The sequence below is a fragment of the Burkholderia sp. WTPI3 genome, from assembly GCF_021483755.1.
In the GTDB taxonomy this organism is placed as follows: Bacteria; Pseudomonadota; Gammaproteobacteria; order Burkholderiales; family Burkholderiaceae; genus Burkholderia.
Genome location: NZ_JAGIXF010000013.1, coordinates 53430 through 77894 on the forward strand (window position 1 = coordinate 53430; position 24465 = coordinate 77894).

At 67.6% G+C, this 24465-nt stretch carries 19 protein-coding genes and 6 pseudogenes; 16 read left to right on the forward strand and 9 right to left on the reverse strand.

What is annotated here, in order from left to right:
- Window positions 1-20 precede the first annotated feature (20 nt).
- Both J7024_RS09585 and J7024_RS37280 read right to left on the reverse strand, forming a co-directional pair.
- Window positions 21-634, reverse strand: a pseudogene (locus J7024_RS09585) (acyl-homoserine-lactone synthase).
- Between the two features lie 212 nt (window positions 635-846).
- Window positions 847-1287 (reverse strand): annotated as a pseudogene (locus J7024_RS37280) (DUF4902 domain-containing protein); the annotation flags it as partial.
- Between the two features lie 72 nt (window positions 1288-1359).
- Here J7024_RS37280 and J7024_RS37285 point away from each other — a divergent pair.
- A pseudogene (locus tag J7024_RS37285) lies at window positions 1360-2078 on the forward strand (autoinducer binding domain-containing protein).
- A gap of 53 nt (window positions 2079-2131) precedes the next feature.
- Here the strand turns inward: J7024_RS37285 and J7024_RS09605 are convergent.
- The 5 genes and pseudogenes from J7024_RS09605 to J7024_RS09635 all read right to left on the reverse strand — a co-directional run bounded on the left by J7024_RS09605 (window position 2132) and on the right by J7024_RS09635 (window position 8043).
- A pseudogene (locus J7024_RS09605) lies at window positions 2132-2813 on the reverse strand (MgtC/SapB family protein).
- Between the two features lie 315 nt (window positions 2814-3128).
- A pseudogene (locus J7024_RS37475) lies at window positions 3129-4652 on the reverse strand (TolC family protein).
- Window positions 4639-6723 carry an FUSC family protein gene (locus tag J7024_RS09625; RefSeq protein ID WP_234745008.1) on the reverse strand — a complete coding sequence of 695 codons (2085 nt, stop codon included), beginning with the start codon at window positions 6721-6723 and terminating at the stop codon, window positions 4639-4641. Before J7024_RS09625 ends, J7024_RS37475 begins: the two are co-directional and overlap by 14 nt.
- Window positions 6704-7753 carry a multidrug transporter subunit MdtN gene (gene mdtN / locus J7024_RS09630; protein ID WP_124828377.1) on the reverse strand — a complete coding sequence of 350 codons (1050 nt, stop codon included), beginning with the start codon at window positions 7751-7753 and terminating at the stop codon, window positions 6704-6706. Before mdtN ends, J7024_RS09625 begins: the two co-directional genes overlap by 20 nt.
- On the reverse strand, window positions 7750-8043 hold the full coding sequence (locus tag J7024_RS09635; RefSeq protein ID WP_124828376.1) for a hypothetical protein: 294 nt from the start codon (window positions 8041-8043) through the stop codon (window positions 7750-7752). The genes mdtN and J7024_RS09635 overlap by 4 nt, the downstream gene beginning before the upstream one ends.
- A gap of 596 nt (window positions 8044-8639) precedes the next feature.
- On the opposite strand from J7024_RS09635, the gene J7024_RS09640 reads away from it, so the two are divergent.
- Window positions 8640-9788, forward strand: coding sequence for a metallophosphoesterase (locus J7024_RS09640; protein ID WP_175750401.1), 1149 nt, complete (start codon window positions 8640-8642; stop codon window positions 9786-9788).
- Between the two features lie 6 nt (window positions 9789-9794).
- Here J7024_RS09640 and J7024_RS09645 read toward each other — a convergent pair whose 3' ends face one another.
- Window positions 9795-10397 carry a malonic semialdehyde reductase gene (locus J7024_RS09645; protein WP_234745009.1) on the reverse strand — a complete coding sequence of 201 codons (603 nt, stop codon included), beginning with the start codon at window positions 10395-10397 and terminating at the stop codon, window positions 9795-9797.
- 241 nt (window positions 10398-10638) lie between these two features.
- On the opposite strand from J7024_RS09645, the gene J7024_RS09650 reads away from it, so the two are divergent.
- From J7024_RS09650 to J7024_RS09660, 3 genes are all read left to right on the forward strand, one after another.
- Window positions 10639-11235 carry an alpha-ketoglutarate-dependent dioxygenase AlkB family protein gene (locus J7024_RS09650; RefSeq protein WP_124828373.1) on the forward strand — a complete coding sequence of 199 codons (597 nt, stop codon included), beginning with the start codon at window positions 10639-10641 and terminating at the stop codon, window positions 11233-11235.
- 331 nt (window positions 11236-11566) lie between these two features.
- Window positions 11567-11773, forward strand: a complete 207-nt coding sequence (locus J7024_RS09655; protein ID WP_124828372.1) for a hypothetical protein — start codon at window positions 11567-11569, stop codon at window positions 11771-11773.
- Window positions 11774-12160: 387 nt separating this feature from the next.
- Window positions 12161-13105, forward strand: a complete 945-nt coding sequence (locus J7024_RS09660; RefSeq protein ID WP_175759919.1) for an IclR family transcriptional regulator — start codon at window positions 12161-12163, stop codon at window positions 13103-13105.
- 100 nt (window positions 13106-13205) lie between these two features.
- Here the strand turns inward: J7024_RS09660 and J7024_RS09665 are convergent, their stop codons facing one another.
- Complete coding sequence (locus J7024_RS09665) at window positions 13206-14285, reverse strand: porin (RefSeq protein ID WP_124828370.1); 1080 nt, start codon at window positions 14283-14285, stop codon at window positions 13206-13208.
- 447 nt (window positions 14286-14732) lie between these two features.
- Between J7024_RS09665 and J7024_RS09670 the strand changes: the two genes are divergently transcribed.
- From J7024_RS09670 to J7024_RS09720, 11 genes and pseudogenes are all read left to right on the forward strand, one after another.
- Complete coding sequence (locus tag J7024_RS09670) at window positions 14733-15050, forward strand: non-heme iron oxygenase ferredoxin subunit (RefSeq protein WP_014898924.1); 318 nt, start codon at window positions 14733-14735, stop codon at window positions 15048-15050.
- Between the two features lies 1 nt (window position 15051).
- Entirely contained in the window at window positions 15052-15363 is a 312-nt protein-coding gene (locus J7024_RS09675) for a recombinase-like helix-turn-helix domain-containing protein (protein ID WP_124828369.1), read from the forward strand.
- A 54-nt stretch (window positions 15364-15417) separates the two neighbouring features.
- Complete coding sequence (locus tag J7024_RS09680) at window positions 15418-16488, forward strand: aromatic ring-hydroxylating dioxygenase subunit alpha (RefSeq protein ID WP_124828368.1); 1071 nt, start codon at window positions 15418-15420, stop codon at window positions 16486-16488.
- Window positions 16481-17251 carry an SDR family oxidoreductase gene (locus J7024_RS09685; protein WP_124828367.1) on the forward strand — a complete coding sequence of 257 codons (771 nt, stop codon included), beginning with the start codon at window positions 16481-16483 and terminating at the stop codon, window positions 17249-17251. The genes J7024_RS09680 and J7024_RS09685 overlap by 8 nt, the downstream gene beginning before the upstream one ends.
- Before the next feature lie 34 nt (window positions 17252-17285).
- The gene (locus J7024_RS09690) at window positions 17286-17813 is read left to right on the forward strand and encodes a cupin domain-containing protein (protein ID WP_124828366.1); all 528 of its coding nucleotides are present in this window, start codon (window positions 17286-17288) and stop codon (window positions 17811-17813) included.
- A gap of 18 nt (window positions 17814-17831) precedes the next feature.
- Window positions 17832-18729 (forward strand): annotated as a pseudogene (locus J7024_RS09695) (alpha/beta fold hydrolase).
- Window positions 18726-19583 carry an IclR family transcriptional regulator gene (locus J7024_RS09700; RefSeq protein ID WP_124828364.1) on the forward strand — a complete coding sequence of 286 codons (858 nt, stop codon included), beginning with the start codon at window positions 18726-18728 and terminating at the stop codon, window positions 19581-19583. Before J7024_RS09695 ends, J7024_RS09700 begins: the two are co-directional and overlap by 4 nt.
- A complete protein-coding gene (locus tag J7024_RS09705) occupies window positions 19580-20377 on the forward strand; it encodes an SDR family oxidoreductase (RefSeq protein ID WP_124828363.1) in 798 nt (265 codons plus the stop codon). The genes J7024_RS09700 and J7024_RS09705 overlap by 4 nt, the downstream gene beginning before the upstream one ends.
- Entirely contained in the window at window positions 20370-22040 is a 1671-nt protein-coding gene (locus J7024_RS09710) for a thiamine pyrophosphate-binding protein (RefSeq protein ID WP_124828362.1), read from the forward strand. The genes J7024_RS09705 and J7024_RS09710 overlap by 8 nt, the downstream gene beginning before the upstream one ends.
- Window positions 22033-22872, forward strand: a complete 840-nt coding sequence (locus J7024_RS09715) for an aspartate dehydrogenase (RefSeq protein WP_234745010.1) — start codon at window positions 22033-22035, stop codon at window positions 22870-22872. Before J7024_RS09710 ends, J7024_RS09715 begins: the two co-directional genes overlap by 8 nt.
- Before the next feature lie 97 nt (window positions 22873-22969).
- Window positions 22970-24460 carry an aldehyde dehydrogenase gene (locus J7024_RS09720; RefSeq protein WP_124828360.1) on the forward strand — a complete coding sequence of 497 codons (1491 nt, stop codon included), beginning with the start codon at window positions 22970-22972 and terminating at the stop codon, window positions 24458-24460.
- The last annotated feature ends 5 nt before the right edge of the window (window positions 24461-24465 follow it).

Genomic DNA, 24465 nt, shown 5'->3' on the forward strand with positions numbered 1-24465 from the left:
TACGATGCCGCCCGGGCGGACTACGCGCGTTCCGGCTCAGGCGGCGATGGCTTGCCAGCTTGCCCCGGCTCGATCCCAAGTGCAGCAAACGTTTGCGGATCAATGTCGATCCAGCACGCGACGACCAGACGACAAAATCCACCTGTTTCGGCGGGCCTGCGGTGCGCGTGCCGCCGATCCGGCGGAACAGCCGCTCCATGCTTGCGAACGTCACGCCGATCAACTGCCGCGCGCCCAGCTGCGCCGCGCATTCGACGACCGCGGCGAGCATCGGGCGCACGGCCCACTCGGCGTTGCCCGGGCCGCCTTCGTCGCTCGTCGCCGCAAACCGCGACAGTTCCCAGACGGCAGCCGATTGCGGCAACGGGACGTCTTCGGCGTCCGGTCAGCAAACAGCGACTTCAGCAGATACGGGCAGTGGTCGGCAACAGGCGGGCGCATCCGCACATCTCGCCGCCGGCGTTCCTCGCGAACGTAGACGGTATCGTCGCGGTCGAACTGATCGCGCTCGAAGCTTCGTTCGCCGACGGGAGCGCCCAACCGGGTTGTTCGACGAACCTGGCGCCGATAGCGCCCTAGATCCGCTGCAAGTTCGTGTGGCAACCGCCGCTTCATCGTGAACGAAGGTCCGCATGGGTGTCCTCGGATCTGTGCTTTGGTATGCCGCATTACAGCGCGCGTCCCGGGGGGCGACAACACCGATGCAATAACACCTCTTACGGGAACAGAAGATTGACCGGCACGGTTTTTCCGGTGGCACCGGTTTCTTGATCGACGGGTTGGTACTGGCCGCTTTCTTATAAGGCGCCATGCGCGCGGAAACATCGGAAATTCGCAGCCGGTTGTCCTGGGCGTCGGACCGGCGCGAGCCAGGCCATCGTTGCGGCCGGCAACGCCGAGGCGACCGCGGCGGCCCAGTCGACGCCGGCGAGCCGCGCGGCAAGCGCGGCGGCGGTGCAGGCCATGCGATGTCGGCGCCTGCGGCGTCGACGACCATGATGTTGCTGCGGACGTCGCCGCCCGCGATCACGAACGTGCCCGTCGCGCGTTCGAGATACCAGTCCCAGCCGACCGTCAGGTATGCGACGCCGGCACTGGCCGGGCGATGCCATTCGGTGTAGCCGGCCAGGCGCGCATCGATCGCGCTGTCGCGCAGTTCGGCGAGCAGCGATGCATCGAGGCCGCTCGCGACATGGTCGAGCACGAGCGTGGCCAGTGCGGTTTCGCACAGGCGCACGTAACCGTCGGGGACGGGCCGCGGACCGGATGCAACAAAGGTGAAGTCATGCGCGGAATGTATCAGCCCCAACCGGTGCTGGCACCTGACAGGTATGACAGCGTGACGTTGTCGGAGAAAGAATGGAATTGCGCTGGCAGGATGCCTACCAACAATTTAGCGCCGCGGAAGACGAGCAGCAGCTCTTCCAGCGGATCGCCGCTTATTCTAAACGTCTGGGCTTCGAATATTGCTGTTACGGCATTCGCGTGCCGCTGCCCGTCTCGAAGCCGGCGGTGGCGCTAATCTTTAACACTTATCCCGACGGATGGACCAGGGCACTACCCGCGCGCAGAACTATATATCGAGATCGACTCGACGGTTCGTGACGGCATGCAGAGCACCAACATGATCGTCTGGCCGGACGTCGACCGGATGGCTCGTGCCGCTATGGCAGGACGCGCGCGAGTTCGGGTTGTCGGTGGGCGTCGCGCAGTCGAGCTGGGCAGCGCGCGGCGCGTTCGGGCTGCTGAGCATCGCGCGTCATGCCGACCGGCTGACACCTGCCGAGATCAACATGCTGACGCTGCAGACGAACTGGCTCGCGAACCTGTCGCATTCGCTGATGAGCCGTTTCATGGTGCCGAAGCTGTCGCCCGAGGCGGGCGTCACGCTGACCGCGCGAGCGCGGGTGCTGTGCTGGACGGCCGAAGGCAAGACCGCGTGCGAGATCGACGGATCCTCGGCATCTCAGGCGCACGGTCAACTTCCACGTCAACAACATCCTCGAGAAGCTGGGCGCGACCAACAAGGTGCGAGGCGGTGGTCAGGCGATTTGAGCAGGATCATCGATACGCCCTGACTTTCGGCGATTCAGGGCGGTCATCACCGGCGGCGCTGCTGCCGGCTCATTCATCAGCGGTTCCAGCACCGCGCGGTCCAGCTCGCTGCTGGTATCTTCCTCCATGCTCATCGGCTCGCGATCTGTTCGACTTCGCGATCTTCGGATGCAGCTTCAGCGTCGCGGTCACCTTCAGCCGGTCCGGCTGGTCGGGCACGATCCTCGCTCGTCAGGCTCTGGAACGACAGCGGCTTCGCGTACATCGAATTCGACAGCAGCGTGCGGATATTCGTCGGCGGCCAGGCAGATCACGTTGATCTGATACTCGCGCACGAGATCGGCGTTCGACACGGGCGTCGCGTTGATCGCCTGGCTGACGCCGCGCAGCACCGTATTGGTGAGTAGCACGACACCGGTGCCGGCGAGCGCCGGCACGTAATGCCGGAACCTGACAGTACGCCGACGGCGGCCGAGCACCACAGCGTCGCGGCCGTATTGATGCCCTGGATCGAGCAGCTTTGTCGCGCATGATCGCGCCGCCGCCGAGGAAGCCGACGCCGGACGCGACGTACGCGGCAATCTGCGTGACGCCGGCCACGCCGTTGCCGGTCAGCACGCCAGCGTGACGAACAGGCATGCGCCGCTCGCGACGAGCGTGATCGTGCGCAGGCCCGCCGTGCGTTGCCGCATCTGGCGTTCGAGGCCGATCGCGACGCCGCAGGCGAACGCGGTGAAAAGTGCGAAATCGAGAGTCATGGTTGTCCTGCCGTGCAAGGAGCACATGCCGGCCCGGGTCGCGACGGCGTTATGCCGAAAGCGACACGATGGCCATCATCGCGCTACTGTAGCGTGCGAATGCGTCATTCAGTGTGAAACGGGTGGCGTGCGGGCTCGCGGAACGCGAGCCGGGCGGAAGAACTGCGTCGGACAGGCGTTCAGGCGGCAAGTGGCGCACGCAACGGAGTGCTGCAACTGTCCACGATGGTTCCTGAAGGGAGAATGGGCGGCATTCTAGTGGGCCGCGCACGCCGGCGTCAACAGTTTGGCTGCGGGCCGGGCACGGCGGAAAAATCATTGCGACGAACCGATCGTGCCCGTCGCGAGCGCGAGCGCGGCAGCGGCGGACATCGCGCCGGCGTAGCTGTCGACTTCCGCGTTGCGTGCGGCGAGCAACTGGCTTTGCGCGATCGTCGCATCGGTGACCGAGCCGACGCCGTTGCGGTACGCGGTCAGCGCCGCGTCGTAGCTGGTCTGCGCGGCGTCGACGAGCGCCTTGGCCGCGTCGTGCGATGCGAGGCTCGTTTGCACCGCGTTTTGCGCGGCGACGACCTGGCGGACGGCTTCCTCCTTGGTGCGCGTGAGCCGCGCGGACGCGCTGCGCGTCGTTGCGTGCCTGCATCAGCACGGCGGAGCGCAGGCCGCCGTCGTACAGCAGGGATCGTCACGCGAGTTTCTCTGCCGCCGTAGCGGCTGCCGTTCAGGTTGGCGATCGGCGCCTGGTCGCCGATTGCCGGCAGCGCGGAGATGGCCGTGCCGCCGCGCATAGGACGTCGACGCGGACAGGAAGATCTTCGGCATGAATGCGGCTTCCGCAGCCTTGATCTTCGCGCGATTGGCCTGCTCGAGCGCATATGCGCCCTGCAGGTCGGGGCGGCGCGCGATCGCGTCCGACACGATCGCGTCGACCGACGAAGCGAGCGCGGGCGGCAGCGGCCGCTTCGGCAGCGCGGCGATCGACGGCTTCGACAGCGGCGAGATGCCGAGCGCGGAAACGAGCGCGAGGTAGCTGTCGCTTTCCGTACCGTTCGCCTGCACAGCGCGAGATTCGCTTGCGCGCGGTTCTCGCCTGAGCGAGCTCGACGACCGTGCCGACACCTTGCTTCAGCCGCGCGCGAGGACGCCGCGAGGATCGCGTCCGCGTTCGCGAGACCCTGCTGCGCGCTGGCCGCGCGCGGGCGAAGCGGCTTCGTAGCGATAGTACGCGACGGTTACGTCGTGGATCTGCTGGTGCACGGCCGTGAACGCGACGTTCGACGCAACCGACGCCTGCTCGGCCGCCTCGACCCGCGCCGCGCGGCCGCCGAAATCGAACAGCAGCCATTGCAGCGACAACGCCGAAATCGTGCCGTGCACGGTCGAGGTTGCTCGACGCGTCGCCGAGGATCGTCGAGGTCGAGCCGTGGCTCGTCTGGTACGCGCCCATTGCCGTCGCGGACAGGTTCGGCAGGTATGCGGCCTTCGCGATGCCGACCGCGAGCGCGGCGTTGCGCGCGACTGGATTTCCATGCGATACGGGTCAGCGGGTTCGTCGATTCGGCGAGATCGATCAGCTCGGGCAGCGTGTACGGGTGTGTCGAATCGAGAAGTGACGCGAGCGCGGGCGAGGCCGGCAGCGTGCCGTCGGCGATTGCGCGTTGCGCGGACGCCAGTAACCGGCACGATGTCGCCGGCGGCCGATGTTTGCGGCTGCCACAGGACGGTCAGGCGCTTTCCGGCGCCAGGTCGATTGACGACGTCGCGCAACCGGCCAGCGCGACGGCAGTCCTCGAGCGCTGCGGCGGCGAGCGACGGGACCGGGGGGTCAGGTACGGGCATGAGGGGGGGAGTCCTTCGAGGTGGCTTGACGGGCGGCGTCGGCGATGTGCGCGAGCCGCGTGTCGATCAGGTTCAGCAGCGCGGCGCGTGCGGGGTCGGCGGAGGTGGCGGCCGGCGGCGGAGCTGGCATGGCTGCTGTACCGGCGGTCGATGACGACGGTGCCGGCGTAGCTGCGTCGGCGGCCGGATCGTCGTCGCGCAGTTCGACCACGCGTGCGAGCCGCGCATCGATCGCCGCGTCGCCCGGTGTGCGTTCGGCGAGCAGGAACAGCGGACCTTCGAGCGCGCCGAGTTCCGCGAGCGCGCGTCGCCGGGTGCCGAGCCACGAGGCGGCCGGCCGCACCCACGACGGTTCGTAGTGGATCAGGCCGAGCTCCTGCGCGATCGCGCCATGGCGCGCGAAGGCTTCAGCGGCGAGGATGCGCCGCTCGGCCGGTTGCGCGATCTGCGCGATGCGGCGCCATTGATCGAGCAGTGCGGCCAACGCGGTATCGATCTGCTTGCCGATGCTGACCGGCCAGATGCGCGTGAACACGAGGTACACGACGATGTTGCCGAGCAGGATGCCGATCGTGCGGTCGCGCGCGAGCGTCAGGTCGAAGCCGGGGCCCGCACCCTGGATCACGCACAGGAAGAATGCGAACGCGACCTGGAAGCCCGCATATGCGATGCGCGGCGAACCGAATGCGACCCACGCCGACAGCCACGCGCCGACGAATACGAGCGCCATCAGTTCGCCGATCGACGACAGCGCCGGCACGACGAACACCAGTGCCGCGGTGCCGATCAGCGCGCCGACGATGCAGCCGGCGATGCGCAGCGTGAGCTTCTCGACGGTTTCGGCCGTCGAGCCGAGCGACACCATGTAGCACGTGATGAAGCACGTATGGATGCCCGACCAGTCGAGCTGCGAATACAGCAGGTAGCAGAACATCGCCGCGACGGTCGTTTTCAGTGCGTAGCGGACGTGGTCGGGGTTGGTGCGGGCGTCCGGCAGGAAGAAGCCGCCGCGCGGCGCGGGCGGCGCGGCGGCTGTTGAGGCCGACGAAGCAGACGTGTCGCGTGCCGCCGCGGTCGGTGCGGCAGATGCAGCGGGTGCGGCCGGCTCGGCGAATTGGGTGATCGCCGCGTGCAGGTCGGTTGCGACGACGCGTGCAAGCGGCGGCAGCGTATCGGCCGGCGGCAGCGCGAGCGTCACGTCGACCGGATAGCCGCCTCGTTCGAGGATGCCGGCCATCTCGTCGAGCGTGGCAGCGCCCGGTTCCGCGAACGCGGCGGGCAGCCGCGCATCCGGCTCGCGGTCGGCGAGGGCAATCGCGACGAGCAGCGCGGTGCTCGATGCGATGGCCTGCTTCAGTGCGGGCGCGTCGGCGGCAGACGTCGACCCTTCTAGCGTCGACAGCTTGAGCCACGTGAGCAGTTGCTTGTCGCCTTCGCGCAGGGTCGCGTCGAACGCCGTGCGCGCATCGTCGTCGCCACGCAGTCGCCGGGCCGCGAGTCGCAGCCGCTTCGCGAGTTGCCCGAGCGCGAGCTTGCGCGGCGACGGCGCGATCAGCAGGTTGACGACGATCGCGACGCCGACGGGAATCGCGACCATCAGCCATGCATAGAGCAGCGCGCGCGTTGCGGCTTCGCCGACCGGCGCGAGGCCGAGCTCGTCGAGCCCGAAGCCGACGATCATCGCGAGGATCGCGCCGACCGGGCGCAGCTTGCTCGCTGACGTGAGATACAGCAGTCCGACCGACAGCACGGCCATGCACGCGACGCGCAGTACCGAATACTCGATGCTGAAGATCGCGACGCCGATCACTAGCGCGATCACGAGCGTGACGAGCAGCAGCATCGCGACCGCGAGCACGACGCTCGTCACGCGGTCGGCACGGTTCAGGAAGAACACGACATACGCGGAGATCGCGGCTTCCGGCGTGCCGTAGCCGCTCGTCACGAGCACGACGAGCGCGCAGATCAGCGCGACCCGCGCGGCCATCGCGGTGCGTCCCGGAAACGGCGCGAGCAGTCGCAGGACTTCGCGCGGGCCCGGCGACCGAACCTCAGCGGCAGGCTGAGCCATGCCGGACCTCGACGATCGCGCTCGCGCCGACACGCACGAGCTTGCCGTCGGGTTCGTCGAGCTTCACGCGCACCGGAAAGCGCTGCGCGACGTGCACCCAGTTCACCGAGCGCTGCACGATCGGTAGCGCGCGCGGCAGGTTGATACGATCGCTGTCCGAGATGCCCGCGCCAATGCCGACAACCTTGCCTGTCAGCGGGCGGCTGCGGTCAATCATCGAATAGACGGTCGCGCAATCGCCGACTGCGATGCGGTTCAGCGACGTTTCGCGGAAATTGCCGACGGCGAACCATTCGTTCGCGTCGATCAGCGTGAAGATCGACTGGTTCGGCGCGAGGGTTTCGCCGGCGAGCACGGTCAGCCCCGTCACGAGCCCGTCGTGCGGCGCGCGCACGACCGTATCGTCGAGCGCGTGCTGCGCGCGGGCGAGTGCGGCTTCGCGCGCATGGAGCGTCGCGATCGCGTCGGCGTCGTCGCCGATCGTCCGGGCGGATGCGCGCTGCTGTTCCTGCGCCTGCGCGAGCGATACGGCCGCGTCGCGCTGGCGGACCTTCGCCTGGTCGAACTGCTGCGCGCTGACGTAGCCTTGCGCGGCGAGCGGCGCGAGCCGGTTCACGTCGCGCGTCGCGAGATCGTAGTTTTGCGTTGCACGCTTGACCTGCTCGGTGGCGACCGCCGCATTCGAACGCTCGCCGATCAGCGACCGGCGGCGCGTGTCGAGCGACGCGCGCGCGAGTTCGAGATCGGCCTGCGCCTGCGCGACCGTCAAGCGATACGGTACGGGATCGATTTCGTAGAGCAGGTCGCCTTTCGCGACGCGCTGGTTTTCGTGCACCGCAAGCTGCACGATGCGTCCGCCAACGGGCGACGCGACGTGTACGACGTCCGCGTCGATCGATGCGTCGTCGGTGGATGGATAGGCCGTCGTGCGGTGGTACGCATACGCGAGCGCCGCGATGCCGAGCGCGACGATCGCGAGCGCGATCACACGGCCTTTCGTCGAGGGGCGGGTGACGCCGGCGGCCTTCATGCGAACGGCCCCGTGCCGGTGAGCCAAACGATGACGGCAACCACGAGGCCGATCGCGGTGCATACGGCGAGCTGGTAGGGTACCGTGGCGGCCCAGCCGGTCGCGACGAACACACGATGCGCGACGATCGCGCCGACGATGCCGACGATCGCACTGACGAGCCAGAGCGGGAAATACGCGCCGAACAGCACGTACGACGGTGCGCCGCGCGATGTGCAGCCCGCGAGCGGCAGGGCGGGCGCCAGAGCGGCGGCAACGCGCAGGGGCGCGCGCGGCGTTGTTTTTCTCATGGTGTGGCGAGCTCGACGTTTGGGGTGGATGCCGGGCGCGGCGCAATGCGCATCGTCGCCGCGACGACGATGCCGTGATATGGAGCCGATGATAAATCAGCACGATGCGGACCGCCAGCCGTGCGGCGGCTGGCAGCCACCGTCGCGGCTGGCTCGGGATTTTGCCGGCGAATGCTCGTGTAGGGTTGCTAATGGACTGTGAAGGGTCGTCGGGCGAAACCGGGGCAGCGGCTTTTGTTTGCCAATGCGGCGAAATCGATGCGCGAATGCCGGATTGCTGCATCAACGCCAGTGAATCCGGTCGGCAGGGCCGGGCGAGGCGATCAACGACCTGCATTCGGCGCAGTGCCGTCGTCGCGCGGCGGCGTCGCACCGGGATGGTGCTGCCGGCCGATGCGCCGACGCTCGCCACCGTGCGGAACCGCGCGAAGCCTCCCGGCGCCGCCGGCAGCACCGCCCATCGTGACGGCCGGTATCTGTGTACCATCCTGCGTAGGTGCGCCGCGCGGCGCGGAGCGGAGCCCGGCGACACGCGATGCCACGGCCCTGCTCGCCGCGCAGCGCGGAAGCGGTATCGCCACGAGGATGAGTGTTCCATGCGCAGTTTCTTTGTCCGGTTCATTGCAATCGGCGTGCTGTTCCATCTGTATGTCGGGCTGCGGATCATTCCCGACGCGTTCGCGTCGCCGCTCGCGCGCACGGTCGCGGCGCTGGTGCTGGCGAGCTTCGTCGTGCTGATCCCGGTCGGGATGTTCTCGCGCCGCTTCGACGAAGGCTGGGCCGCGACGCTGGTCGGCTGGGCCGGCTCGCTCGTGATGGGGTTCTTCTCGTCGCTGCTCGTGCTGACCCTCCTGCGCGAACTGGTGCTGCTCGGCGTGCTCGCCTGGCGGTATCTCGGACATGACGGCGCGTGGAGCGGCGCGGCATCCGACACGGCGCTCGCCGTGCTGGCAGGCGCGGTGCTGGTCAGCGCGATCGGTTTCGTCGGTGCGCGCCGCACCGCGGCGGTCAAGCGCGTGTCGATTCCGGTCGACGGGCTGCCGGCCGCGCTCGACGGGATGACGATCGTGCAACTGTCGGATATTCACGTCGGGCCGACGATCAAGCGGCCTTATATCGAGCGGATCGTGCGGGCGGTCAATGCGCTGAATGCGGATCTCGTCGTCGTGACGGGCGACGTGGTCGACGGTTCGGTCAAGCGCCTGCGCGAACACACGGCGCCGCTCGGCCGCATGCAGTCGCGCCACGGCAGCTTTCTCGTGACGGGCAACCACGAGTACTACGCCGGCGCGCACGCGTGGATCGGCGAGTTCCGGCGCATCGGCTTGAAGGTGCTGCTCAACGAGCACGTGGTGATCGAGCACGACGGTGCGCGCGCGGTGCTCGCGGGCGTCACCGATTTCACGGCGGGCGGGTTCGATCCCGCGCATCGCAGCGACCCCGAGCAGGCGCTCGCGGGCGCGCCGCACGACGTTGCCACGAAGATCCTGCTTGCGCACCAGCCGCGCAGCGCGGAAGCGGCGAGCCGGGCCGGTTTCACGATCCAGCTGTCAGGCCATACGCACGGCGGCCAATTCCTGCCGTGGCCGCCGTTCGTGCGCCTGCAGCAGCCCGTGATCGGCGGGCTGAACCGGTTCGGCGCGATGTGGCTCTATACCAGCCGCGGCACCGGTTACTGGGGGCCGCCAAACCGCTTCGGCGTGCCGTCCGAGATCACGCTGATCCGTCTGGCACGCGGCCGGTAGCGCACGTCAGACGATGCGCGCGATATCGTCGAAATCGACGCGCGGGCTACGCGGGAACAGGCCCGCCGGGTCGCCGTAGCCCGGATTCACGAGGAAGTTGGTGGGGATCGAGGTGCCCGCGAAGAATTCGGCATCGACCTTCGCGGCGTCGAAGCCCGACATCGGGCCCGCATCGAGGCCGAGCGCACGCGCGGCGACGATTAGGTATGCGCCCCGCAGCAATGAATTGCGGAATGCGGTGGCTTCGATCAGCGCGTCGTTGCCGGCGAACCAGCTGCGCGCGTCGGCGTGCGGGAACAGGCGCGGCAGGTGCTCGTGGAACGCGAAGTCCATGCCGACGATCACGGCGACGATCACGGCCATCATCTTCGCGAGATTGCCTTCGGACAGCGCGGGCTTCAGGCGCGCCTTCGCTTCGGGCGACTTGACGAACACGAAGCGCGCGGGGCTCGCGTTCGCCGACGTCGGGCCGAATTTCGTCAGGTCGATCAGCCGGTGCAGCAGCGCGTCGTCGACGGATTTGTCCTGCCACGCGTTGTGCGTGCGCGCCGTGAGGAACAGTTGGTCGAGGGCGGAATCGGGGAGCGTCGTGGTGGGTCCGGGAAGCATTCGGCCGGATCGCGCCGGCGGGTATGGCGGAAGAAGGTCGCGCCCCGGATAAGGGCGCGCTGTGGCAGGCCATCGATGATGGCGTGGTGCGCGAAAACGCATCGGCTACGCGACCGGCGATTGGCGTTGCGCGCGCGAGCGTGTCACGCGCCGGAACGACAGCGCATGGCGGCGCGCGTCGCCGTTGGCTACCATGCAGACATGGTTCGATTGCACCGTTCATTTTCTGTCCGATCCCGACATGTCGACGCCCGATCTCTTTGCCGATACGCCCACGCCCGACGTGGACTGGTACCCGGACTGGCTCGCGCCGGCCGATGCCGATCGCGTGCTGGCCGCGCTGCTCGACGAAGTCGTGTGGCGGCAGGACACGATCCGCACGCCGCGCGGCCGCATTCCGCTGCCTCGGCTCACCGCGTGGCAGGGCGAGCCCGATGCCGTCTACGTGTATTCGGGGATCCGCAACGTGCCTGCGCCGTGGACGCCGGCCGTTCGAGACCTGAAGCGTGCGGTCGAGACGACGTGCGGCGCGGGTTTCAATAGCGTATTGCTCAATCGCTATCGCAATGGGCAGGACGGCCTCGGCTGGCATGCGGACAACGAGCCGGAGCTCGGCGACGCGCCGGTGATCGCATCGGTGAGCCTCGGCGCGATGCGCGTGTTCGACTTGCGCCATCGTGCGACCGGCGTCGTGCATGCGTACCGGCTGACGCACGGCAGCCTGCTGGTGATGCGCGGCCGCACGCAGGCCGAATGGCAGCACCGCGTGCCCAAGGCGCCGGCCGTGCAGGGCGAGCGTGTCAACCTGACGTTCCGGCGCGTGATATCGGCGGGGTGAGCTGCGCCCCATGCCGGCAGGCGAGCTTCAGTCGGGTCGTCCGATCATGCCCCGTTTTTCGGTCAATATATGCAATCGCCGCGTCCATGCGGCACGTTGCCGCACGGGAGGCGCACCGTCCGCCGGCCATGTGTCCGGGAGGCTTGTCGCATATGGGTTTCGGGTGGTTTCGATCGACCGCCTGGTTCCAATAGGCAGGTGAAAGCCCTGATGGTGCGTCGCAACATTTATTGACTAGACTAGCGAATGGCTGAAACGCGCCGCGAGCCGGCGCATCTTTTTGACATGCCCGAGCGCCGCCGATGCGACGCGCAGGGCAGGAGCACAACCCGTGACCGTACTGGACTCATCCCTCGAACCCTCGCTGCACGTCTTCGAACAAGACGGTGGATGGCAATGGGCGCTGACGGTGACACGTGCGTCCGGCGTCGGTGTAAAAGTCGTCGCATTCAGCACGGACGGCTTCCGCGGCGAAGCGGAGGCATACGCCGCCGGCCGGCTCGCCCGCGCCGAATATGACGACGCCGTAACGGCCTGACGCCGTCGCGCGCCGATCCCGCTCGCGGATCGGCGCGGCCGTTCGGTTCTCCACGTTTTCCCGCTCGTTTTCTGCCCGTGCATCGACCGCCGCTACGCGATGCGCTATCCCGCACCGGATGCACGCGTATCGGCGGAATGTGCGTCGCGCATTGCCGCAGACCGCCGTCCCCCCGGCGACGTTCCGATGGGCAGCCCCGTCTATCGCTGTTATTCTTCCGATCGCATCAGGCTATATGACAGTCCGGCTGGCCGGTCGGATGCGCCGGGCCGTCGGCCGCCCGCGCCGGATCGTGTTGATCCGGTCCGGTCGAAAATCCATAATCAAGCATTGCGGGGCTTTCGTGAACGCTTCCATTCCGTCCATGTGCGCAGGGTCAATTCAACGATGAGCGGTGCACCGAAACCGCCGGCGAAGCCGGCCAGCGCGCCGCGCGCGACAGCCAGCGACGACGCCAGCCACGACGCGTCGAAGCAGGCCGCGGGTGACGACGAATCGTCCGGGGGCGGGTCGTCGTATCTGGTGCCGGGGCTTGAACGCGGGCTGCGGATCCTCGCGGAATTCTCCGCGCGCGAGCCGGTGCTCGGCGCGCCCGAACTGTCGAAGCGCATCGGCATCCCGCGCACGACGACCTTCCGCCTGCTGCAGACGCTCGAAGCGCTCGGCTTTCTCGAGCGCGTGAACGGCGATCGCTACTTCCGGCTCGGCGTCGGCGTGCTGCGGCTCGGCTTCGAATACCTGAATTCGCTCGAACTGACCGATCTCGGCGCCCCCGTGCTCGAACGGCTGCGCGACGCGACGGGCCTGTCGACGCACCTGCTGATCCGCGACCAGCGCGATGTCGTGTTCGTCGCGAAGGCGCAGAGCAACACGTCGATGTTCGGTTCGGTGAAGGTGCACGTCGGCACGCGACTGCCCGCGCATGCGACCGTGCACGGCCACGTGCTGATGGGCGACCTCACGCGCGATGCGCTGCGCCAGCTCTACCCGGAAAAGCGCCTCGAACAGTTCACCGAGCGCACGCCGGGCACTGTCGACGAGCTGTACGAACGTGTGCGTCATTACGCGCGGCTTGGCTACGCGGTCAGCGAGGCCGCGTTCGAAAGCGGGATCTCGGCCGTGACCGCGCCCGTGCGCGACCATTCGGGCGGGATCGTCGCGGCGATCACGGCGACGGTGCCGCGCTCGGAAATCGGCGAGGCCGGCGAGAAGGAACGTCTCGTCGAAGCGGTGTGCGGTGCCGCGGTCGACCTGTCGCAGCGGCTGAACTATCGGCCGCTCGAAAGCGATCCGACGTTCGCGCATGCGCGCCACCGCGTCGCGATGTTCTGACCGGTCGCGCGGCTTCGCCGATAGCCAATGAAAAAGAGCAGCCCGCGGGCTGCTCTTTTCGTTTCCGGTGCCGGGCGCGGAGCCTGGCATCCGGCACCGTTCAGAACGAGTGGTGAATGCCGGTCAGCACGATCACCTGGTTCGCGGTGCTCGATACGCCGGCCGTGAAGAACGATGCATTCGCACCGCCCGAGCCGTGTTCGTACAGCACGTTCGCGTAGAGCTGCGTGCGCTTGGACAGTGCGTAGATGTCGCCGAGCTCGACCTGCGTCCAGCGGCGGCCGGCCAGCGTCGTCGTTGCCGCGCCGCCCGCGATCGTATTGAACGCGCTGCTCTGGTAGTTCACGCCCGCGTCGTAGCTCTGGAACGTGTCGGAGTAGCCGTTCGACTGCATCTTCACGCGCGTGTAGAGGCCGTGCAGCAGGAAGTCGCCGAACCGGTACGACGCGCCCGCGCCGATGTTCTCGACCTTGTTCGCGATGTAGCCGTTCGCGGTGTTCTGCCCCTGGAACGATGCGATGCCCGTCTGGCTGATCAGGATCGAGCGGTCGTGCTCGTTCGAGTAGACGGCCGACGCCTTGAACGGCCCGTTCGCGTAGTTCAGCGCGACGCCGACCGACTTGCCGGTCGAGAAGTTCGTCGTGTTGCCGAGCGCCATCGTCGCGGCGGCCGAGAAGCCCGCGAAGTCCGGCGAACGGTACTTGACCGAGTTGTTGTACGGCACGTTGCCGGTCGCGGCGAGCCCGTCGATGTTGCCCGGGTGGAACGCATACCAGCTCATCGCGAGGTAGGCCGTGCTGAGCGGATCGAGATAGTCGAACGTCAGCGGCGTCTGGCGGCCGAGCGTCAGCGTGCCGTAGCGATCCGAACTGAGGCCGACGAACGCCGCGCGGTTCCAGATCGTGTTCGCGGTCGCGAGCTGGCCGTTGTTCGTATAGAAGCCGTTTTCGAGCTGGAAGATCGCCGCCAGGCCGCCGCCGAGGTCTTCCTTGCCTTTCAGGCCCCATCGGTCGGGCTGCGTGTTGCCCTGGATCATCGCCCATTTTGCGTGACCGCCGACGTTGTTCACGTACGCGACGCCGGCATCCAGGCTGCCGTACAGCACCACGCTGCTCTGCGCCGATGCGCCCGACATGACGCCCATTCCGATGACTGCTGCTGCTACCGCATGCTTGACCATTTGATCTCCTGATTCTCCGAACCTGATGAAAGGTGCCGCGACGGCGGACGCGGGGACGGCCGGCCATCACGCGTTCTTCACCACCTGGCGGGCATTTTTTGTGTTCCATATAAGGAACAATGTGCCTCTGATGGAATGAAGTATAGGGGCGTCGTGGATGTGATCAAAAATAAATTTATCGGGACGGATGCATCCGACGCCACCGCGCAACACGGGGGCTGGCGTTCCGAAAAAGACGCTTAAATCCCTGCTGTAAAACAAAAATCCCCGTCCGATCAGGGGCACGACGACGCTCGCCGATCCTGCGGTCGGTGTTTTCCCTAGGGCATGCAGCTTTTTGTTTTACTCGCGGAAAGTCACTCCTATAATCACCATCCATAAACTGCCGTTCCGGATATGGAACAAATCCGGGGCAAACCCAGAGTCGATCAGAAGGAAGGGTGTGAGATGTCTGAACAATGGATTTGTGCCGGGCACGCCGGCGCGCTGTCGGAAGACACGCCGATCGAGTTCAAGCGGACCGACGGCGTCGAAATCGGGATCTACCGCGTCGGCGACGAGGTGTATGCGCTGGAGAACGTGTGCCCGCATGCATACGCGCTGCTGACGCAGGGCTTCGTCGACGAGGGCACCGTCGAATGCCCGCTGCATGAAGCCGTGTTCGACATCAAGACGGGCGAATGCCTGAAGGGCCCGGGCGGGCGCGCGCTGAAGCAGTACGCGGTGCGCCTGGCCGGTGAGGAAATCCAGATCAAGGTGGAATGACATGAAAGAAGCGACCGTCAACTTCAATCCCTTCCTGAAGCCGTGGGTGGCGCCGCAGCCGAACAACGTCGCGGGCAAGGGGCAGATCGAAATCCCGGGGCAGGTCGAGAACTGCGTGTGGCAGAACCGCAAGGCCGAGCCGACGCAGTACGAGAACGATCTCGGCGATGCGCTCGAACGCGTGTTCGAGAGCGGCGCGACCGAACTGGACGATGTCGTCGCGGGCCTGAACCGCATCGGCTTTCGCGCACCGGACGGCACGGTCTGGACGCCTGAGCGTTTCCGCGCCGAAATGGCCTCGCTGGCGGAATGAGCGCGCTTGCCGCGTGACCGCCGACCCGACGACAACCGCATCCGGAGCACACTGATGACGTCCCCCGCACAATACGAAGTCCAACACGACCCGATCCGCGACTACCTCGATCGCGGCATCAAGAACTACTGGTATCCCGTCGCTCCGAGCTGGCAGGTGTCGAACGCGCCCGTTGGCCTCACGCGCCTGTCCGAGCAGATCGTGCTGTGGCGCGATCACGAGGGCAAAGTCCACGCGCTGGAAGATCGCTGCCCGCACCGCGGCGCGCGCCTGTCGCTCGGCTGGAACCTCGGCGGCAACATCGCGTGCTGGTATCACGGCATCGAAGTCGACGGCGGCGGTACGGTCAGCCGTGTGCCGGCGGTGTCGAACTGTCCGCTCGAAGGCACGAAGTGCGTGAAGTCGTATCCGGTCGAAGAGAAGGCCGGCGCGATCTTCCTGTGGTTCGGCGACGAAGCGCACGGCGAGCCGGCGCCGCTGAACCTGCCGGAAGAACTGGTAGCCGACGAGTACGGCCACTTCCTGTGCGTGTCGAACTGGAAGTGCAATTACCAGTACGCGATCGACAACGTGATGGACCCGATGCACGGTGCGTATCTGCACGCGACTTCGCATTCGATGGCCGAAGGCGACAAGCAGGCCGACATGCGCGTGCGCAAGACGGAAACGGGCCTGATGTTCGAGAAGATCGGCCAGCGCGACGTGAACTTCGACTGGGTCGAACTCGGCGAAACCGGCTGCCTGTGGATGCGCCTCGCGATTCCGTACAAGCAGAAGTTCGGCCCGGGCGGCAACTTCGGGATCATCGGCTTCGCGACGCCGGTCGACGGCGACAACTGCCAGGTCTATTTCTGGCGTACCCGCAAGGTCAGCGGCTGGCAGCGCGACGTGTGGCGCTTCATGTACCGCAACCGCCTCGAGGGCCTGCACTGGGACGTGCTCGAGCAGGACCGCTACGTCCTCGAAAGCCTCGCGCCGCAAGCACGCGATCACGAATACCTGTACCAGCACGACGTCGGCATCACGCGCGTGCGCCGGATGCTGCGCCAGCGCGCGCAGGAACACCTGGCCGCGCTCGACGCGCACCGCGCGGCGCACGCCGCGGCGGAGCCGGCACATGGCTGAGTTCGCACCGGTCGTGTCGCTGCCGGGGCGCCGCGTGCTCGTGACGGGCGGCGCGCGTGGTCTCGGCGCGGCATTCGTGAAGGCGCTGGTCGAAGCGGGCGCGCAGGTCGCGTTCGGCGACGTGCTCGTCGAAGAGGGCCGTGCGCTGGCCGCGCAGCTCACGGAAGCCGGCCATGCCGCGCATTTCTTCACGCTCGACCTGGCCGATCCGGCGAGCATCGATGCGTTCGTCGCGCTGGGCGCCGCGGCGCTCGGCGGCATCGACGCGCTGATCAACAACGCGGCGATCACCAACTCGGGCGGCAAGCTGTCGACGGAACTCGACGTGTCGACCTGGGATGCCGTGATGAACGTGAACGTGCGCGGCGTGTGGCTCGTCAGCAATGCGGCGCTGCCGCACCTCGCGAAGTCGGGCCGCGGCGCGATCGTGAACCTCGCATCGGATACCGCGCTGTGGGGCGCGCCGAAGCTGCTCGCGTACGTCGCCAGCAAGGGCGCCGTGATCGCGATGACGCATGCGCAGGCGCGCGAGTTCGGTGCGCACGGCGTGACGGTCAACGCGATCGCGCCGGGGCTCACCGAAGTCGAGGCGACGGCCTACGTGCCGGCCGAACGCCACGCGTTCTACATGCAGGGCCGCGCGCTCACGCGTGCGCAGGTGCCGGCGGACGTGACGGGCCCGGTGCTGTTCCTGCTGTCGGACGGCGCGCGCTTCGTAACGGGCCAGCTGCTGCCGGTGAACGGCGGCTTCGTAATGAATTGAATTGTAGTTTTCACTCGGAATGAAGGAGAGGACGATGGCGGACGCAGATTTCGAACGCAAGTCGTGGGACCAGCCGGAAGACGCAAGCTTCGGCGACTGGATGGAAGGACGCGTCGCGCGCTACGCAACGCGGCGCTACGACTGGGACGCACTGAAGTTCCAGGCCGACTACGACCCGAAGTACCGTCGTGCGCAGATGCGCTACGTCGGCACGGGCGGCACGGGCGTCGCGAAGGACGTCAACACGGTGCCGGCCGGCAACTTCACGTTCTCGACGATGGTCATCCCGGCCGGCAACATCGGCCCGAGCCACATCCACATCGACGTCGAGGAAATCTTCTTCGTGCTGCGCGGCAAGATGAAGGTGATCTGCGAGCGCGACGGCGAGACCTGGGAAGCGATCCTCGGCGAGCGTGACCTGATCTCGGTGCCGCCGGGCGTGTATCGCACGGAAATCAACATCGGCGAGGAAGATGCGCTGATGTGCGTGATGCTCGGGTCGCCGAAGCCCATCACGCCGACGTATCCGCCGGATTCGCCGCTCGCGAAGATCAAGCGCTGAGACGGAGCGGAGCCAGCAATGAGTGTCATCGACAAACGTGAACGCGACCGCACCGCGGCGTTCGCCACGCTGCTCGGGCAGTTTCCCGAACAGCGCTGCGAGGCCGGCGCGGCGGGCACGATCGGTTATCGCGAGGCCGGCGCGCAGCATGCGGGCCACGCGTTGCCCGTCGTGCTGCTGCACGGGATCGGCTCGGGCGCCGCATCGTGGGTGCGCCAGCTCGACACGCTCGGCGCGTCGCGGCGCGTGCTTGCGTGGGATGCGCCGGGCTACGGCGTATCGACGCCCGTGCACGGCGCATCGCCGGCGGCTGCCGACTACGCGGCGTCGCTGAACGCGTGGCTCGAGGCACTCGGCATCGAACGCTGCGTGCTGGTCGGGCATTCGCTCGGCGCGATCGTCGCGGGCGGCTTGTCCCGTGCGGTGCCCGCGCGGATCGCCGGCCTGCTGCTGATTTCGCCCGCGGGCGGCTACGGCAGCGCGCCTGCGCAAACGCGCGACACGCGCCGCGACGCGCGCCTCGCGATGCTCGAGGAACTCGGCCCGGCCGGGCTCGCCGAGCAGCGCAGCGGCAACATGCTGTCCGGTTTCGCGAGCGACGAAGCGCGTGCATGGGTGCGCTGGAACATGGCGCGCATCGTGCCCGGCCGGCTATGCACAGGCCACGCATCTGCTCGCGAACGCCGATCTCGCTTCCGATCTCGCCGGCTTTCGCGGCCGCACGGCGGTGGCGGTCGGCGCGAACGACGCGATCACGCCGCCGGCTGCATGCGAGCGCATCGCCGCGGTCGCGCACGTCGGGCTGCAGGTGATTCCGCAGGCCGGTCATGCCGGTTACGTGGAGGCGCCGGCGGTCTATTCGTCGCTGATCGACGGCTTCTGCCGCCAATGCGATCGTCAGCGGGGGCTGGAATGAGCGAACCGTTGCAACAACAGGACGCGGAAAACGCGAAGTCCGAGGCCAACTACGTGGTGCCGGGCCTCGAACGCGGACTGCGGATCCTCGCCGAATTCTCGCCGCGCGAGCCGGTGCTCGGCGCACCGGAGCTGTCGAAGCGCCTCGGCATTCCTCGCACGACGGTGTTCCGGCTGCTGCAGACGCTCGAATCGCTCGGCTTCCTCGAGCGTGCGGACAAGGATCGCAATTACAAGCTCGGGATCGCCGTGCTGCGGCTCGGCTTCGAATACCTGAGCTCGCTGGAGCTGACCGATCTCGGCTTGCCGGTGATCGAGAGCCTGCGCGACGCAACCGGCTTCACGACGCACATCGTGATCCGCGACGGCCGCGACGTGGTGTTCGTCGCGAAGGCGCAGAGCCTGTCGCCGGTGTTCAGCTCGATTCGCGTGAATGTCGGCACGCGGCTGCCCGCGCATGCGACGACCCACGGCCACGTGCTGATGGGCGACCTGTCGCTGACGGAGCTGCGTGCGCTGTATCGGGAAGGCACGCTGAACCGGATGACGAGCGCGACGCCGGAGACGGTCGACGCGCTGTACGAAGTGATCCGCGAGGATGCGCTGCGCGGCTACGGCGTCAGCAATTCGTCGTTCGAGCGCGGGATCTCGGTGGTCACGGCGCCCGTGCGCAACGACACGCAGAAGATCGTCGCGTGCATCACGGTGACGGTGCCGCGCCCGGAGATCGACGCATCGCTGATCGCCGACGGGCTGATCGACAAGGTGCAGCGCGCGGCGGCGGAATTGTCACGGCGTCTCAATTACCGCTCGGATGACGAGCACACGTTTCTGAAGGCTTTAGGACTGCGATGATTCAGATCGATCTGACCGGGCAGGTGGCGGTGGTGACGGGCGGTTCGTCCGGCATCGGCCTCGCGACTGCCGAACGGTTCCTGCAGGCTGGCGCATCGGTCGCGATTTGCGGCCGCGACGGCGAACGCCTCGCACGCGCCGAGGCGATGCTCGGCGAAAGATATCCGGGTGCGCAACTGTTCGCCGTGCGCTGCAACGTGCTCGACGAAGCCGACGTGGCCGCGTTCGCGCAGGCCGTGTCCGACCGCTTCGGTCGCGCCGACATGCTGGTCAACAACGCGGGCCAGGGCCGCGTGTCGACCTTCGCCGACACGACCGACGACGCGTGGCGCGAAGAGCTCGAGCTCAAGTACTTCAGCATCATCCGACCGACGCGTGCGTTCCTGCCGCTGCTGCGCGACGCGGCCGCACCGTCGATCACCTGCGTGAACTCGCTGCTCGCGCTGCAGCCCGAACCGCACATGGTCGCGACGTCGTCGGCGCGTGCGGGTGTGCTGAGCCTGGTGAAGTCGCTCGCGACGGAACTGGCGCCGCAGCGCATCCGCGTGAACTCGATCCTGATCGGCATCGTCGAGTCGGGTCAGTGGCGCCGCCGCTACGAAGCGCAGGCGCAGGCCGGCGAAAGCTGGGAAGACTGGACGGGCGCGCTCGCCCGCAAGAAGAACATTCCGCTGAACCGCTTCGGCAAGCCCGACGAGGCTGCCTGGGCCCTTTTTTATCTTGCAACGCATCTGTCGTCCTATACGACGGGCAGCCATATCGACGTTTCTGGAGGTTTTGCACGCCATGTCTAAAAAAACCACGGTTGGCGAGCTGATTGCCGCCTTTCTCGAGCAGTGCGACGTCAAAACCGCATTCGGTGTCATCTCGATCCACAACATGCCGATCCTCGACGCGATCAACTCGCGCGGCAACATCCGTTATGTCGGCGCGCGCGGTGAAGCGGGCGCGGTGAACATGGCCGACGGCCTGGCCCGCGTGTCGGGCGGCCTGGGCGTCGCGTTCACGAGCACGGGCACGGCGGCGGGCAACGCAGCCGGCGCGATGGTCGAAGCGCTGACGGCCGGCACTGCGCTGCTGCACATCACGGGGCAGATCGAAACGCCGTATCTCGACCAGGACCTGGCATACATCCACGAAGCGCCCGACCAGCTGACGATGCTCGACGCGATCTCGAAGGCCGCGTTCCGCGTGCGCACGGTCGAAACCGTGCTGCCGACGATCCGCGAAGCGGTGCGCATCGCGCAGACCGCGCCGACGGGCCCCGTGTCGGTCGAGATTCCGATCGACATCCAGGCTGCCGAAATCGAATGGCCGGAAGACCTCGCGCCGGCGCACGTCGCGGTGCGCGAGCACGACGACGCACGCGTCGCGAAGCTCGCCGACGCACTGGCGGCCAAGCGCCGTCCGCTGCTGTGGCTCGGCGGCGGCGCGCGTCATGCGCGTGCGGAAGTCGAACGCCTGGTGAAGCTCGGCTTCGGTGTCGTGACGAGCGTGCAGGGCCGCGGCGTGCTGCCGGAAGATCACCCGGCGACGCTCGGCGCGTTCAACGTGCATGCGTCGGTCGAAGCGTTCTACAAGACCTGCGACGCCCTCGTCGTGGTCGGCTCGCGCCTGCGCGGCAACGAGACGCTGAAGTACAAGCTCGCGCTGCCGCAGCCGCTGTTCCGCATCGACGCCGATGCGCTCGCCGACAACCGCGGCTATCGCAACGAGCTGTTCGTGCACGGCGATTCGAAGCGCGTGCTGGCCGAGCTGGCCGACCGCCTCGAAGGCCGCCTGTCCGTCGATCCGGAATTCGCCGCCGATCTCGCCGCTGCGCGCGAGCAGGCCGTCGCGGACGTGTCGAAGGGCCTGGGGCCGTACAAGACGCTCGTCGACACGCTGCAGGCTGCAGTGGGCCGCGACTACAACTGGGTGCGCGACGTGACGATCTCGAACAGCACGTGGGGCAACCGCCTGCTGAAGATCTTCGAACCGCGCGCCGGCGTGCATGCGCTGGGCGGCGGCATCGGCCAGGGCATCCAGATGGGCATCGGCGCGGCGCTGGCCGGTTCGGCGGCGAAGACGGTGTGCCTCGTCGGCGATGGCGGCCTGATGGTCAACGTCGGCGAACTGGTGACGGCCGTGCAGGAAAACGCGAACGTGATGATCGTGCTGATGAACGATCAGTGCTATGGCGTGATCCGCAACATCCAGGACGCGCAGTATGGCGGCCGCCGCTGCTTCGTGCAGCTGCACCAGCCCGATTTCGCGCAGTTCTGCGCGAGCTTCGGCCTCACGCACTACCGGATCACGTCGCTCGACCAGGCGGAAGCGATCGTGCGCGAAGGGATCGCGAAGGAAGGGCCGGTGATGGTCGAAGTCGACATGCTGTCGGTCGGCTCGTTCGCATCGAACTTCGCGGGCCCGCCGGTCAAGAAGGAAGAAACGCCGTCGGAGCGGCAATATGCTTAACGGACGCCACCCGGGCCACGGACACGGGCATGCGCCCGTCGAAGTCGCGATGATCGGCTTCGGTGCGATCGGCGCCGCGGTGTATCACGCGGTCGAGCACGATGCGTCGCTGCGGGTTGCGCACGTGATCGTGCCCGAGCACCAGCGAGCCGCGGTGCAGGACGCGCTCGGCGGCGCGGTGGAGGTCGTGTCGTCGGTCGACGCGCTGGCCCGCCGCCCCGAGTTCGCGCTCGAATGCGCGGGCCACAGCGCGCTCGTCGATCACGTCGTGCCGCTGCTGAAGGCCGGCACCGACTGCGCGGTCGCTTCGATCGGCGCGTTGTCCGATCTCGCGCTGCTCGACGTGCTGTCGCAGGCCGCCGACGAAGGCGACGCGACGCTCACGCTGCTGTCTGGCGCGATCGGCGGGATCGATGCGCTGGCGTCGGCGAAGCAGGGCGGCCTCGACGAGGTGCTGTACGTTGGCCGCAAGCCGCCGCTCGGCTGGCTCGGCACGCCGGCCGAGGCGCTGTGCGACCTGCGCGCGATGACCGAAGAGAAGGTGATCTTCGAAGGCACCGCGCGCGATGCCGCGCGGCTGTATCCGAAGAATGCGAATGTAGCGGCGACCGTCGCGCTCGCGGGCCTCGGCCTCGATGCGACGCGCGTGCGCCTGATCGCCGATCCGGCGGTCGCGCGCAACGTGCACCGCATCACCGCACGCGGCGCGTTCGGCGAGATGTCGCTCGAAATGAGCGGCAAGCCGTTGCCCGACAACCCGAAGACATCCGCGTTGACCGCGTACAGCGCGATCCGCGCGCTGCGCAATCGCGCGGCCCGCTGCGTGATCTGAGCGGGACGGCAGGCCAACCCGGCATTCGGGCCATTGAACGCCCGCCTGCGCCACGGCGCGGGCGGCTGCGCAGAGACAGATTTGTGGGACTTGTGACATGACTCCTTTCGATACGAGCCTCGTACCCAACGGCGACATCCTGATCGGCGGCGAGTGGCGGCGCGGCCGTGGCGCGCCTTACGCGAGCATCTATCCGGCCGACCAGTCGCTGAACATGGAAGTGTCGACGGCGAACGCGGAAGACGCGGCCGACGCCGTCGTGGCCGCCGACGCCGCGTGGCGTCGCGCCGACTGGGCCGGCCTCAAGCCGCACCAGCGTGCGCTGGTGCTGTACCGGATCGCCGACCTGATCATGCAGCGTCACGAGGCGCTCGCGAACCTGCAGCGCCGCGACAATGGCAAGCCGATCGGCGAGACGCGCGTGCTGGTGGCGAGCGCGGCGAATACGTTTCGTTATTTCGCGGCGTGCCTGGAAACACTCGACGAAGAACTGACGCCGTCGCGCGGCGATTACCTGACGATGAGCGTGCACGAGCCGATCGGCGTGATCGCGGCGATCACGCCGTGGAACTCGCCGATCGCCTCCGACGCGCAGAAGCTCGCGCCGGCGCTCGCCGGCGGCAACGCGGTGGTGCTCAAGCCGGCCGAAGTCACGCCACTCGTGTCGCTCGCGCTGGCCCGCATCTGCGAGGAAGCCGGCGTGCCGAAGGGCGTGCTGAGCGTGCTGCCCGGCAAGGGCTCGGTGATCGGCGACGTGCTGGTGCGCCATCCGCTCGTGAAGAAGGTGTCGTTCACCGGCGGCACCGAAGTGGGCCGCGGCATCGCGCGCATCGCGGCGGAAAAGCTGATGCCCGTGTCGCTGGAGCTCGGCGGCAAGTCGCCGACGATCGTGTTCGACGACGCGGATCTCGATCATGCGGTGAACGGCGTGTTGTACGGGATCTTCAGCTCGTCGGGCGAGGCGTGCATCGCCGGCTCGCGCCTGTTCGTGCACCGCGCGGTGTACGACGCATTCATGCAGCGGCTGGTGGCCGGCGCGCGCAAGCTGCGCGTGGGCGACCCGACGCGTCCCGACACGCAGATGGGTCCGCTGATCACCGCGAAGCATCGCGAATCGGTGGAGCGCTACGTCGCGCTCGGGCTGGAAGAAGGCGGCCGCCTGCTGTGCGGCGGCGAGCGGCCGTCCGGCGACGGGCGCGAGAACGGCTTCTTCTATCAGCCGACGATTCTCGAAGGCTTGCCGAATAGCGCACGCATCTGCCAGGAAGAAATCTTCGGGCCGGTGCTGGTCGCGATGCCGTTCGACGACGACGCATCGCTGATCGCGCAGGCGAACGACAGCGTGTTCGGTCTTGCCGCCGGCATCTGGACGCGCGACTACAAGCGCGCATGGCGCACCGCGCGCGCGCTGGAGACGGGCACCGTCTGGATCAACACGTACAAGCTGTTCTCGATCTCCACGCCGTTCTCGGGCTGGAAGGAGAGCGGGATGGGCCGCGAGAAAGGGCGTCTCGGCATCCGCGAGTACATGCAACAGAAGAGCCTCTACTGGGGCTTGAACGACGCGCCGCTGCCGTGGGCAAACTGAGCGAA

Bases quoted from the DNA above. Each gene is read 5' to 3' on its own strand.
- J7024_RS09710 (WP_124828362.1), top strand. From the start codon at position 20,370: ATGTCTAAAAAAACCACGGTTGGCGAGCTGATTGCCGCCTTTCTCGAG.
- J7024_RS09625 (WP_234745008.1), bottom strand. From the start codon at position 6,723: ATGGCTCAGCCTGCCGCTGAGGTTCGGTCGCCGGGCCCGCGCGAAGTC.
- J7024_RS09670 (WP_014898924.1), top strand. From the start codon at position 14,733: ATGTCTGAACAATGGATTTGTGCCGGGCACGCCGGCGCGCTGTCGGAA.
- J7024_RS09640 (WP_175750401.1), top strand. From the start codon at position 8,640: ATGCGCAGTTTCTTTGTCCGGTTCATTGCAATCGGCGTGCTGTTCCAT.
- J7024_RS09715 (WP_234745010.1), top strand. From the start codon at position 22,033: ATGCTTAACGGACGCCACCCGGGCCACGGACACGGGCATGCGCCCGTC.
- J7024_RS09660 (WP_175759919.1), top strand. From the start codon at position 12,161: ATGAGCGGTGCACCGAAACCGCCGGCGAAGCCGGCCAGCGCGCCGCGC.
- J7024_RS09705 (WP_124828363.1), top strand. From the start codon at position 19,580: ATGATTCAGATCGATCTGACCGGGCAGGTGGCGGTGGTGACGGGCGGT.
- J7024_RS09650 (WP_124828373.1), top strand. From the start codon at position 10,639: ATGTCGACGCCCGATCTCTTTGCCGATACGCCCACGCCCGACGTGGAC.
- J7024_RS09685 (WP_124828367.1), top strand. From the start codon at position 16,481: ATGGCTGAGTTCGCACCGGTCGTGTCGCTGCCGGGGCGCCGCGTGCTC.
- J7024_RS09690 (WP_124828366.1), top strand. From the start codon at position 17,286: ATGGCGGACGCAGATTTCGAACGCAAGTCGTGGGACCAGCCGGAAGAC.
- J7024_RS09635 (WP_124828376.1), bottom strand. From the start codon at position 8,043: ATGAGAAAAACAACGCCGCGCGCGCCCCTGCGCGTTGCCGCCGCTCTG.
- J7024_RS09675 (WP_124828369.1), top strand. From the start codon at position 15,052: ATGAAAGAAGCGACCGTCAACTTCAATCCCTTCCTGAAGCCGTGGGTG.
- mdtN (WP_124828377.1), bottom strand. From the start codon at position 7,753: ATGAAGGCCGCCGGCGTCACCCGCCCCTCGACGAAAGGCCGTGTGATC.
- J7024_RS09720 (WP_124828360.1), top strand. From the start codon at position 22,970: ATGACTCCTTTCGATACGAGCCTCGTACCCAACGGCGACATCCTGATC.
- J7024_RS09700 (WP_124828364.1), top strand. From the start codon at position 18,726: ATGAGCGAACCGTTGCAACAACAGGACGCGGAAAACGCGAAGTCCGAG.
- J7024_RS09645 (WP_234745009.1), bottom strand. From the start codon at position 10,397: ATGCTTCCCGGACCCACCACGACGCTCCCCGATTCCGCCCTCGACCAA.
- J7024_RS09680 (WP_124828368.1), top strand. From the start codon at position 15,418: ATGACGTCCCCCGCACAATACGAAGTCCAACACGACCCGATCCGCGAC.
- J7024_RS09665 (WP_124828370.1), bottom strand. From the start codon at position 14,285: ATGGTCAAGCATGCGGTAGCAGCAGCAGTCATCGGAATGGGCGTCATG.